The organism is Pseudomonas sp. 10-1B, from assembly GCF_000935045.1.
Taxonomy (GTDB): Bacteria; Pseudomonadota; Gammaproteobacteria; order Pseudomonadales; family Pseudomonadaceae; genus Aquipseudomonas.
Map to the genome: position 1 here is coordinate 1 of NZ_JYKS01000087.1, position 10,926 is coordinate 10,926.

At 48.5% G+C, this 10,926-nt stretch carries 10 protein-coding genes and 5 pseudogenes; 13 read left to right on the forward strand and 2 right to left on the reverse strand.

Features of this window, described 5'->3' with window-relative positions; all coding sequences use genetic code 11:
• The first annotated feature begins 552 nt into the window (after positions 1-552).
• The 8 genes and pseudogenes from TZ03_RS27280 to TZ03_RS27315 all read left to right on the forward strand — a co-directional run.
• Complete coding sequence (locus TZ03_RS27280; protein WP_051101425.1) at positions 553-927, forward strand: hypothetical protein; 375 nt, start codon at positions 553-555, stop codon at positions 925-927.
• A gap of 421 nt (positions 928-1,348) precedes the next feature.
• On the forward strand, positions 1,349-1,876 hold the full coding sequence (locus TZ03_RS27285) for an NTF2 fold immunity protein (RefSeq protein WP_236692911.1): 528 nt from the start codon (positions 1,349-1,351) through the stop codon (positions 1,874-1,876).
• Positions 1,877-2,117: 241 nt separating this feature from the next.
• Positions 2,118-2,732 carry a hypothetical protein gene (locus TZ03_RS27290; protein ID WP_051101426.1) on the forward strand — a complete coding sequence of 205 codons (615 nt, stop codon included), beginning with the start codon at positions 2,118-2,120 and terminating at the stop codon, positions 2,730-2,732.
• Between the two features lie 170 nt (positions 2,733-2,902).
• Entirely contained in the window at positions 2,903-3,346 is a 444-nt protein-coding gene (locus tag TZ03_RS27295) for a hypothetical protein (protein WP_152645558.1), read from the forward strand.
• Positions 3,347-3,462: 116 nt separating this feature from the next.
• A complete protein-coding gene (locus tag TZ03_RS27300) occupies positions 3,463-3,873 on the forward strand; it encodes an immunity 22 family protein (RefSeq protein ID WP_051101428.1) in 411 nt (136 codons plus the stop codon).
• Between the two features lie 157 nt (positions 3,874-4,030).
• Positions 4,031-4,429 (forward strand): annotated as a pseudogene (locus tag TZ03_RS27305) (IS66 family transposase); the annotation flags it as partial.
• A 336-nt stretch (positions 4,430-4,765) separates the two neighbouring features.
• Positions 4,766-4,969: pseudogene (locus TZ03_RS27310) on the forward strand (transposase domain-containing protein); the annotation flags it as partial.
• Positions 4,970-5,013: 44 nt separating this feature from the next.
• Positions 5,014-5,329 (forward strand): annotated as a pseudogene (locus TZ03_RS27315) (ADP-ribosylglycohydrolase family protein); the annotation flags it as partial.
• Positions 5,330-5,626: 297 nt separating this feature from the next.
• Here the strand turns inward: TZ03_RS27315 and TZ03_RS27320 are convergent.
• Together TZ03_RS27320 and TZ03_RS27325 are read right to left on the reverse strand one after the other, a co-directional pair.
• A complete protein-coding gene (locus TZ03_RS27320; protein WP_236692912.1) occupies positions 5,627-6,187 on the reverse strand; it encodes a hypothetical protein in 561 nt (186 codons plus the stop codon).
• Positions 6,188-6,191: 4 nt separating this feature from the next.
• Positions 6,192-7,199 carry a hypothetical protein gene (locus tag TZ03_RS27325; RefSeq protein WP_051101432.1) on the reverse strand — a complete coding sequence of 336 codons (1,008 nt, stop codon included), beginning with the start codon at positions 7,197-7,199 and terminating at the stop codon, positions 6,192-6,194.
• 210 nt (positions 7,200-7,409) lie between these two features.
• On the opposite strand from TZ03_RS27325, the gene TZ03_RS27330 reads away from it, so the two are divergent.
• The 5 genes and pseudogenes from TZ03_RS27330 to TZ03_RS27345 all read left to right on the forward strand — a co-directional run.
• The gene (locus TZ03_RS27330; RefSeq protein ID WP_051101433.1) at positions 7,410-7,847 is read left to right on the forward strand and encodes a hypothetical protein; all 438 of its coding nucleotides are present in this window, start codon (positions 7,410-7,412) and stop codon (positions 7,845-7,847) included.
• Between the two features lie 220 nt (positions 7,848-8,067).
• Positions 8,068-8,414 (forward strand): annotated as a pseudogene (locus tag TZ03_RS29465) (hypothetical protein).
• A gap of 147 nt (positions 8,415-8,561) precedes the next feature.
• Positions 8,562-9,032, forward strand: a complete 471-nt coding sequence (locus tag TZ03_RS27335) for an SMI1/KNR4 family protein (RefSeq protein ID WP_051101434.1) — start codon at positions 8,562-8,564, stop codon at positions 9,030-9,032.
• 608 nt (positions 9,033-9,640) lie between these two features.
• Entirely contained in the window at positions 9,641-10,294 is a 654-nt protein-coding gene (locus tag TZ03_RS27340; protein WP_051101435.1) for a hypothetical protein, read from the forward strand.
• Positions 10,295-10,457: 163 nt separating this feature from the next.
• Positions 10,458-10,865 (forward strand): annotated as a pseudogene (locus TZ03_RS27345) (M20/M25/M40 family metallo-hydrolase); the annotation flags it as partial.
• Positions 10,866-10,926: the final 61 nt, after the last annotated feature.

Here is a 10,926-nt window from a genome sequence, read left to right on the forward strand (position 1 = left end):
CCCCCAGGCTGTCGTACGATACTTCCCTCGGGTCTCCAACTTGGCCAGAGGTAAAGTGCTACGCTTCAACCATCCGGGATGGCGCCACTGTATTTAGAAAATAGCCTCCATGAAAACATCGAGTCTCGGTGGCAAAAACAATCTTAAGCTCCATAGCCGGTTGAGGAGATTTAACGATGGGATGGTGGAATGTACCGAATAAAAATGAATTGATTGTTGGAGATATCCCCTTAGACTGGATTGGGAATCTGTGGAAGGAACTGCAGGAGATATATCTCGAGTCTTTGGGGCGACGGCCGGCAATTGAATAGGTACGGTATATGATTGAGTTGTCTCTTAAGGTTAATGGCCCCAGCTTGTTTGATGAGCTATAAACCAGTTCAATTGCTTATAAGGATGTTCTAGTGCGCAAAAGTAAAGCGGTCAAGTACTCGGCTGTGGCAGGCGACGTGAGCCAATTGGACCTCGATAATGCGACACGGGTACTCATGTTCTGGGTGAGAGTATGACGCCGTGCGCAGGGGTAGATTTAATTAAAGGGAGCGGGTTAAGATGAAAATAGAGTCCTTGAATGGTTTGAAAATGAGAATTCAGCAGGATGGCTTTTTTGAAGCTGTTGTGTCCAGTGTAAATGATTGGGATGAGGCGTTAGATAAGCGTGATAAGGGTGACTTGGGCTCCGTGTGGGCCAGTGCCTTTGAGCGATTAAAAAGTCGTGAGTACTCATCTGCAAGTGACGAAAAGGCTGTAAATGATATTCGTGAGTATGTCTTTAAAAGAATATATGCTTTGACTCATAACTCGGATGCTGCAGGATACATATCGGACGACATAGGGTTAGCGGCTGAATCGATATCTAAGTCTTTTGATAATGAGTGGGTGGAAGAATTGCTGGGGCTATATTGTTCCGGAGTCTTTCCTGATTAGCGGATTACTAAATATGTGCAAATTTTGTTGCGTGAAAAATTGGAGTGTGGAATGGAGGGTTAAATAGTTTTGACGACGTGAATCGCTCGCGTTTCAGAACTATTTGCTATACCTTCTTGTAGTGGAGTGGAAGCGGTTTGCAATTATATTTTATTTTGCTATATGGTTTTTATAAACCGTTGTCGCTCTCGGGGTGAAGTCACGTATTTAATCACGTTATCTGAGCGCGATAGACGGACGATGTCATCACCCAGTATCGCTACGACGAACATGGCCGGCTCATTGGTGGTCAACCGCAATGGCGACATCGTGTGCAGTTTAAGCTACGCCGAAGGTCTGATGGTGATCCACAGCCACGCCTTGGGCCTGGGTTGCCACTACCGCAGGAAGCCCTTGGCGTGGACTAGAATGATGGGAACTCATGATGATTCAGGGTATAGGCGATATTTCACCTGCGCCCATAACCTATGACGTGTATCGTAAAGGTAAAAAACTCGGGGGTATTTGGGGAGTTAATATGGCTAAAGAAAGGGTGGTGACTAGCATTCCCTGCGAGTTAGTCGATTTCATGAGGGAGATGAACTGCTGGGAAGTTGAGCTTTTTGAGCAGCGTAAAGAGATATTGGCTCAGGGGGCGGAAGATCCTGAGTTGAAAGAAATATACACCAGAAAACTTGAGGGGATATTTGACGCATATGCTGTTAAAGATAAGTCTAACTATGGCCGCCTTATAGATCTTGGGTGCATCAGGCCTGCCACCTATGATCCCGCGACTGATGAACTGGAGACTTTGGAAGCGGGTAAAAAAACACTAACGATTCGGGTGCAGCAAACAAAAGGTTCTGAAACGTGCTCCAAGATATATTTGGTGTATAAAGATGGTGTCTGGAAGATAAAGAGAAGAGAGGTTTTGAGTTTTGACGATAAGTGGCGCCGATCGCCGCTGTAAGGCTTGTGGTGTTTTCAGTTGAGGGGGGATTGACTTGTTTGTTGTGCGGTTTTTGCCTTTAATAATAAGTAGCATGTAGCTACATGAAGAGAGTCATCGTCTCACAGAAGCTGAAAAGCTGGGTTGCAACTAAGACCTGTTGGGGCGACTGACGCAGGAGCTGACCCCGAGTGGGTGCTGGACTATGAATATGAGTGCTGTGTAGGAGGCTGTGCTCAATGCTCTTAAGGATAGGTGATTTATGAGTTTCGAGAATCGGTTACACTTTGAGGCTGAGCTTTTAAAAGAGCTAAAATTTGTTGCTTCGCATTTTGAGGGTGTGGTGGCGTCAAAGAACAAGCTGAAATTCAAGCATGGTAAAAAGTTTGTGGCAGAGCTTTTTTTTGATCACCTCTCACGCATAGATTCCTACGTGCTTGGAGGGATGGTGTATGGCGGGAAGATTCATGAGTATGTTTCAAGTTACACCCCGCCTTACAAAAATAACCTGTTCAATGAGGCTAGCTTTTCTTTTATGTCCTCTGGCGAGCAGAATAAGCGGTTTAGTGGTGACCTTGGCGGTGCGATAAAAACGCCATCCTCGAATTCGGTTGTTGAGGTTTGCTTGCATATTAGGTCTGTGTTGGAGGAGTTCTATGTTTCCAAAATTCTGGCTTGTATTATACCCGCAAAACGAACGATAAGTGATGTCGTATCTTCTCCTAATGAGTATGCTTATCCTGCCGTGTTCATACATTGTGCAGTGAAACTGAGCGAGGTGCCTCAAGACAAAGAACAGATTGAAGCGGCTATGAAGTCGAAGAAAATTGTCAAGGATAGATCGTACGATGTTCCGTTGCTCGAGGAACTTTTGTGATCTTATTTTTGGCGTTTGACATTGATATGATTCCGTTAATAGCCAACTGAATAGAATGAGGTCGTACAGCCCAAGTAACCCTAATGCTGCGCTGTGTGATGTAGCAGGGCATACCTAGCTGGGGGTAATGTATCATCTGGAGCGCTAGCTAAAATGAAGGGGGTGGATTTGTGAGTGAAAAATCATCTATGCGCGAAGGCGACTATTTTGCCATTCCGATGGAGGATGGTAGATCTGCTGTAAGTCAAATTATTTGGCTTGGAAGTAATAGTAAGGATCAGAAGTTCAAAAATATATTTGCTTTCTCAGTGCTGTCAGTAGGTAATGGTAGAGATGTAATCGGGCGATCTGAGTATCTTCAATTTGAGGGTTATCGAGGACCCTTTGTCGTACTGTTTACTGCTATTGATAAGCTTAAATCCAGGGAGTGGCCAACGTTAAAGAGTGGAATTATTGCAGGTGGCTCGCTTAAGGAGTTTGAGTTTAATATGGCGGGCACCCTTTATCGTCAAGGGCATCCGGTGAGGGTGCTACCAATCGAGGAGTATCAGAACTATCTTGTTATGGCAGTTTCAGGGTATGCTCTGGTTGAGAAATTTTTGCAGCAATATTGAATAGTTAAGGTTCGTTGATGACGCCTGCGCACACAATCATTGATGCAACTAAAAATCGGAAGGCTTAGCACAATAGCTCTCACTGTAGTGAGTACATGAAGTTAGGGGCGTGTTAGATGGATATGCATGACATTGAGAGATACCAAAAAATCCACGTATGGGTGGGGAGTAACTTTTCTCTAGAGCCTAAATATCTAAAATATTTTGAATTGGACTATACGGTGGAGTTGGATGACCCTGCGTATGAGATCTGCGGGTTTTGCAAAGATATTGGTATAGAATGGTATGACGAGGACTTTATTGGAATAATTCCGAGGTGGGAAAAAGAGGTTGACCTGGATCAGGTGCTCGCAGAGTCTTCAGTTGATTTCAGTGAGATGGGTAATCTCAAAGCGGCATGTTTGAAACTGGGTATCACAAAAGCCAATGCCATTTTTTGGTATTCTGATGGTGGCACAGTTGTGTCAAGGCCTATTAAGTCGAGTTATAACGGGCTTCAATATGTTGGGCTATTTGAAGGCAATTGATGGCTTTAAGTTGAAATTCCTGAGTTTGATATGGCTGGATACGATGCAAGAACTCTAGGAAGCAGTTGAGTTGTTTGGAGGGAGCGCGAATATTGCTTAGTAGGTATGAGGTCCATGCTGAGTGAACTGGCAGCCGATTTCATTGTGGCTGCCGTAGCCGGGCGTGGAGCGTCTGGGCTGCTGGGCGCATGTGCGGCGCAAATTCGTGGAGGCGCAGACAGCTCAGCCCAAAGGCAAGACCGGCCGGGCCGACATGGCGCTGAACATGATCAACGCGTTGTACCGGATCGAGCGCAAACAACGTGAGTTGCAGGCCGACGAGGACACGCTGTACCGGGTGCGTCAGGAACACAGCGTTCCCGTCCTGAACGATCTGAGCAAATGGCTGGAGAAGACGCTGCCGCACGTGACGCCGCAAAGTGCCCTGGGCAAGGCGCTGAACTATCTGGCGAATAACTGGAGCAAACTGGTGCGCTATGTCGAAGCGGGGCACTTGCCAATCGACAACAACCCGGCGGAACGGGCGATAAGGCCGTTTGTGATCGGGCGCAATGCGCAGTCGGAAATTATGCTCAGTTCGCCCGTACTTGGTTTCTTGATCGCATAGTCCGCCTGCTTTCCGGGCCTCCTAGCGAGTTTCGGACACGTCATAATTTGGGTGGCTTCCTGTAGAACCCGCTCCCTAGCGAAACTTGATTGCGGCCGTCGCCCTATCAGGAAGCACGCTCTCGCGTTATTGCCCCAGATTGACGCCCTGCCCAAGTTTCTGGAAATCGCTGAAATTATGCAAAGTCGGCAGTGGAGGACAGCCACGCGCGCTGCCACCCGGCGCTGCATACCCGACATAATTTCCGACCGAGCATAATTGCGCTTATGCAAAGCCTTGCATAAGCGCAAGAACTGGCTCTTCAGCGCCACGCCGAACGGCGCAACCGCCAGTGCGCACTTGTACAGCCTGGTCGAAACCGCCAAGGCCAATGGGCGCGAACCTTATGCGTGGCTGCGCCATGTACTGGAGCGGCTGCCTCAGGCGGTGTCGGTAGAAGACTTCGAAGCACTGCTGCCGTGGAACTGCTCACCGCAGATACCACGCTGATGATGAACCCCATCCTGTAAAGGGTGGGGTTTGTGGTGCGGTTACAGTTGTTCGGTGCGCAGTTGCATTTGGCGCTCAATGGCGCGGACAAGGAAGAGGCGCTGTCGCCGAAGGTGCGCCCCCTGAAGCCCCGGGCTTTGATCATCAATGCCGGCGAGTACAAGCACAAAACCCGTGAGCAGATTCGCTCGTCCGGGTATGTGGTCGATACATTGGAAGCCGCGCTGTGGGCTGTGTGGAATACGGATAATTTCAGGGATGCAATTTTGTTGGCGGCCAATCTTGCCGATGACGCCGACAGTGTGGCGGCGACGGCGGGGCATTGCCGGAGCCTTGTATGGCGTGTCGGGCATGCCGCCAGTGTCAATGCGGCGAATAGTCTGAATTTGGTGGAATCAAAGCAATAGGGCTTAGGCATCCTTCGTTCGCTCTTGGGGGACACGTTCCACTCTGGTTCGGCCATGCTCAATTCACGCTGCCCTTCAAGGCTTTATTACCCATGCTTGCCTTGAACCTGCGCAGGGTGGCAGATTAGCCGCTTCGTGAACTCGACCCGAATTCGCGAATGCATGTTCCAGGCCTGCGAATATGCTTGCGTGTATTTGTGCAGGTGCCGACAGAGTGCGGTAGTCAAGGGTGCGAAAGTTGCCTGAAGCGTCACCTTCCATCGGCTTTAACGCAAATATCTTTGCCATCAATTACTTTGCACGGCCAATGGTCATTGATGTAGTGGTCTGGTTTGAAGCAAGCGCTTTCGTCATTGACCCAGAATAACTGCCAGGCGGAGCCAGAGAGTAGAAGTTTAGGGCAAGGCGTGTAATTTCGGCTCATCAGTATTAAGGTTGTGATAATGATGAGTGCTGGAGCCAAAATTACGGCCGCCTTAATTGAGGCGCGCAGCATGAGAGATTGGAACTTGCTTAGCTTGCTATTGCGTGGGGGATTAAATTTTTTTCCCTGCCAAATGGCAATCGTTGCAGCGACGATCAAATAGATAAGGCCGGGTATCCCCATCAACAGGAAGAAACCGAGGTAAGGCGTTTCTACGATGGGCGCGTCTCGATATATGCGGCCATATAGAGGGAAGATGTCATGGCCCAGCCAGTACACGCTCAAGCAGAAGGCAATTACTGCAAATGGAATGAATGCAGATGCAACAAGTCGTATTCTTAAAGGCGACGGGTTGCCGTGGAAATCAAGGTGCTGTGTCTTTTTCATGATATTAAAACTTTGGTAGTTTAAAGTTGTCGAGATTCGGGAGGTTTCCAACGCTCGGGAGGCGAGGAAGCTTGAGCTCTCCGGGCTGTACTTTTTTGAGCGCCCAAGTTTTCGCTTCGTCATAAAGATATTCAGCGGTTTGCGCTGCAATGTTGGCTACAGTTTTCTCAATTTTTGCCCGGATTTCGTGGATATCGATTATTGTGATTTGCTCTTTTATGCTCTCAAGGTGAGCGACAGCGTATCGCAAACTCTCCTTGACAGCTGTCTTGATGCCGTAGTGGTTGTCAATGGCATTAAGTCCAAAGCCAGCGATAAAGACAAAGATTGCTGCGGCGATAACGGGTGCTGCAGCGGCGGCGGCAAATGTTCCTACGGCGACTGCTGCTGCATACCCGACAGCGGTCGCGATGCCTGCCTTTATGAGTTCGACGCCTATGCCTCCGAATAGATCGGTCATAACCCGCTCGTCACTAAATACCCACTCAGCAACTTCAATGCCTACAGCCACCCAGCATGAAAGCTTGAAGCCGCTTATTGATGATCCGCGAATGCCGTACTTGCCGATCCCAAGCTCTAGGAACTGCGCATTCCGTATTCTATAGCGGGGCCCTTTCAATTTTCGGCGTAAACCGGGGTATCCTGTAATTATTAGGTATTGTTTGCCATTACGTACCGATATTCTTGCCTCGGTGCCGAAGCCGCCGACGTCTCGAAGCAGGATACTGATATTTTTTATATCAATGAGGGCCATGCCGGCTGATACGCCGTAGTTCGTGTTTACGATCGTATGCGGAATGCCATTGTACGTCGATTTCATGCCGCTCCAGGCGCAGTCTAGCCAGTAGCGCTGATTCAACGTACACGCTTGCTGAGGTTGGGTGATTGCTTGAGTGCGAGAGGCCTGCCTGGCGTCTATCCTCAAGTTTTCTAATGGCATGATCACCATCTCGCGGCTATTATTCTCCATGTCGTGCTCTAGCTGATCGAGCATGATTTTACTAACGAACATGGGCGGTTCCTCCTTGGTGAACTCTGCGAGAGTGCCTCATTGGCATTTCGGGAGCCTACACGTGCAGATGGACACGCGCAAATCAGTTGAGGCAGTTGGGTTGTCCGAGCGCCGGGAAAGCCTTGATGGGCCGCGTAGCAGGAGGCATAGGCCGTTCAGTAGAGGCCTAATGGCATCATTTGACAATGGTGATATTTACAAGAGGTGTTTATGGCAATTACTGAATTTAATTATTTTTGTGCTGATGCTATCGCAGTGGCAGAAAAAAACTCTGCTTCGGTAGATGATGAGCAAGCAAGCAAGTTCTTGGAGAATCTTTATTCTAGTTATGAGCAAGAAGGCTCCCCCAAAAATAGAAAAAAATGGATAGCGGAGAAAATTAAGGATCAATTTATTTATATGGTTGATCCGCCCGTTTGGGTTGGGGAGCCTAGGTGGGCGTACTTGGATGATTTCCCTATGGTGTTTTTAAACCAATTTAAAGTTTCGTGTATTGAGGGTCGACCGACTGACCGATTTAAACTTGGCGACACTGTTTTTGTTTTTGGAGGAAAAACACCTCCTTTTCCGAAGGAAGGCGATGTGTGGAGTGTCGTTTACAAAATGGTGGTCCAAACAGAAGAGGGTGAAGATCTTTATCTCGGTTAATCAATGTTTTTTCAGCTTGAGGCCGATGTTTCGGCCCAAACCAGTTGTTTTTTGAGAGGCACGTCTTCATCAATCCGCATGGCGGCGGCACCTACGCTTACCGTTCAACAGAGTGGTAGTAAGTGTTTATTCCGATGCAATGTGCCAATGTAAAAGCAGACGCTGATATTTTTTAACAAGTCAATACGTCCAGAAATACAGAAAAGGGAGTGGTAAAGGCATGGAGGATAAAAAATTCGTTGATGCGATTTTTTTGAACTATTCGAGAAAAATTTCTCTCGATATAAAGAATCGCTCACTAATCCTGCTTGCAACGATAAAGACTCATTTGCTCGGGCTCGCAATGCTATTGCGCTGCTGGACGACACTCAGAAGCTTGATGTTATAAATTTTCTTAAGGTGGTTATCGCGGACAGCGTTTCCGTAGTGCTGGGGACATTAGATGGGGTCCATTTTCCTGATGAGCTCGAAGGTGATTTTACTGTGAGTTTAGATGGCGAAGAAATCCAAGGTGACTTGCAGGATATTTTTATCGAAAACGTCCAAAAGGACGGTGCTTATGATTGAGTGTCGGGTGTTTACTTAACTTGTTTATGCGTCAGGCAACTTTCGCGCTTGGGGGTGTGGTGATGTTTATAAGGGCTTGCTAGAGGGTGCTTGCAAATTGAAACAGTCCATTGGGCAACCAAAACTTTAGATTTTTGAGGGTAGAAAATGAGCTATATAGATGTTCTAGAGTCTGAAATCATTGCCAGCGGTGAAGATCCTGCGTACGCGGGGGGGACAACAGATGCTGTAATCGCTGATTTTGAAAAGGCCCTTAACGTTAAATTTCCATTGTCCTATAAACTGTTTTTGAAAAAATATGGTGCTTTGTCATTTGCGGGTGATACTTATTATGGGATTACTCAAAGTGGTGTCGAGGCGATGTGTGTACCTAATGTAGCTTTCGCGACAAAAAGCGCTCGAGCCGATGGCGCTGCTGACGAATCGATGATTGTAGTTAAAGCGTCTGGTTATGGTCCAATCTATTCCATAGATACCTCGATACTCGGGACGACTGGTGAACCTGTCATAGTGGAAACAGCATTTTCGCTCAAGTGCACCAAGGAGAAAAATATCATTTATCAAAGTTTTGAATTGTTTATTGGTGAGACGGTAAGGCAAGCCATTCGAGAGCTTTGAGTTGCTTTGTTACGGGTTCGTGTTTGAGCGTATGGTCAGGGTGTAGTTCTTTGTTTGCGTAATATGTGGTGAGTCTTGGCGTTTTTTGAATTGTATGTTATGTGTGGGATGCTTTGTCAATGGGAATTTTATATGTTGGATTCAGAAGAGAGACCTGCTTGGCCGTAGGCTTGAGGTGACTAGAGCGGTTATGCAATCAACGAAAAATTTACCTAAAGATAAATTCGTATCAGGGGCGCATGATTTTAGTTTGGCAGCTAGACATGCCGCTTGCTTTGCATTTCGCCAGTATGTGTCTGAGTGTCACTATGGAGGTGAGAGTGCCTGGTCGAGTATTGTGAGCTTGTATTTTGCCGGGAGGTGGCCTGTTGTATATTCAGCTGATAAGTTTATTGTTATCTAAGCGGCTTTGATAGTGTGGCCTGTCATGGAAGGCTTATGTGCTGGTCGAACGCTCGGGCAAGGGTGGTGCAGGCACTCAGCCCGAATAAGCACTATCATCTTCATGATGGCTGCGGCTTCCAGCTCTTGGTCAAATGCTTTTATTTGTCTGCTGCCTATGGAGGGACTAAAGATGAATTGGCCTGAATCGTTGAGGTCACGTATCAGTGAGTGAACTGAAGGGTTATGACGTGTATTTCTCACCCCCTGAAGTTCCCCATGACATTGCCTTTCCCAGTCAGTGGCTTGACTTCGGTTTCAAGTGTTCCGAAAAAGAATATATCCCTGCCGCATGGTCGGAGTTTGCTGAGCGCCTGCCTTGGGTAGTCGCATGGCTTGATAAATGTGTGCTAGGCACTGTTTTGGCTGTGGGCGATAGTCCCTACCTGATGTATGTCTTCAGTGAAGAAGGTGCTTTGTACTTCTATAGAGGAGGTGCTCCGTTGGGTGCTGGTCTTTCAGAAGTCATCGGTAATCACAGACTGCCTGCGGGGCTCAGCCAATTTTACTTGAGCCTGCACAATGGCTTTGGTTTTTATATCGGCGGCACGATGGGGCCTTCGGGGGTGGAGGATTTTGTTGCAATCAAGGACTTGTGCGACGACGACTATCCAGCACTCCCTGACATGCTAGGGGTGTTTTCGAATGGAGGGGGTGATTATCTAGCCTTGGGTAAAGGTGTATATGAAGGCGAAGTCTTTATCTGGTGGCATGAAAGTCCAGAGAGCCCGACGCCAGGTATTGATTTATGGAATGTGATGGATGCGTGGATTTCGATTTTTCTGGAAAACGCTGACGCTAACGGTGACTTTCAACCATGACCATCCGCTTACGTACACTTTAGGTTCCACCATGTGAAACCAGTTTCGATTGTGCTTCATCTCTCCTCGCGTAAACCTCTCCCCCAAGCACGACCTGCCTCATCCGTCGTGACCTCAAGGCGAACAACAAGAACGGGAAACCACCCGCGCGAGGAGACTCTACATGTCCCGACATCAGCACATCCTGGCCTGGCTGAACGATGTGGCCAGCGACCTGCACGCGATCCGTCACGATATCCACGCTCACCCGGAACTGGGCTTCGAAGAAAGCCGCACCTCGGCGCTGGTCGCCCGGCTGCTTGAAGAATGGGGCTACGAGGTGCACACCGGCATCGGCAAAACCGGTGTGGTTGGCGTGCTGCGCAACGGTAGCAGTACGCGCCGCCTGGGCCTGCGCGCCGACATGGACGCGCTGCCCATCCACGAGGCCACCGGCGCTGCCTACAGCAGCCAGCACCAGGGCTGCATGCACGCCTGCGGCCATGACGGGCATACCACCATGCTGCTGGGCGCTGCCCGTTACCTGGCGGCGACCCGGCAGTTCGATGGCACGCTGACGCTGATCTTCCGTAAGGGATCCATCATCCCCACATTCCAAGCGTCCACCTGATGCCCGATGCTGCGCTCCCGAT

Excerpts from the sequence above, each read along its gene's own strand:
- TZ03_RS27280 (WP_051101425.1), top strand. The coding sequence starts at position 553 with ATGAAAATAGAGTCCTTGAATGGTTTGAAAATGAGAATTCAGCAGGAT.
- TZ03_RS27330 (WP_051101433.1), top strand. The coding sequence starts at position 7,410 with ATGGCAATTACTGAATTTAATTATTTTTGTGCTGATGCTATCGCAGTG.
- TZ03_RS27285 (WP_236692911.1), top strand. The coding sequence starts at position 1,349 with ATGATGATTCAGGGTATAGGCGATATTTCACCTGCGCCCATAACCTAT.
- TZ03_RS27290 (WP_051101426.1), top strand. The coding sequence starts at position 2,118 with ATGAGTTTCGAGAATCGGTTACACTTTGAGGCTGAGCTTTTAAAAGAG.
- TZ03_RS27335 (WP_051101434.1), top strand. The coding sequence starts at position 8,562 with ATGAGCTATATAGATGTTCTAGAGTCTGAAATCATTGCCAGCGGTGAA.
- TZ03_RS27300 (WP_051101428.1), top strand. The coding sequence starts at position 3,463 with ATGGATATGCATGACATTGAGAGATACCAAAAAATCCACGTATGGGTG.
- TZ03_RS27320 (WP_236692912.1), bottom strand. The coding sequence starts at position 6,187 with ATGAAAAAGACACAGCACCTTGATTTCCACGGCAACCCGTCGCCTTTA.
- TZ03_RS27325 (WP_051101432.1), bottom strand. The coding sequence starts at position 7,199 with ATGTTCGTTAGTAAAATCATGCTCGATCAGCTAGAGCACGACATGGAG.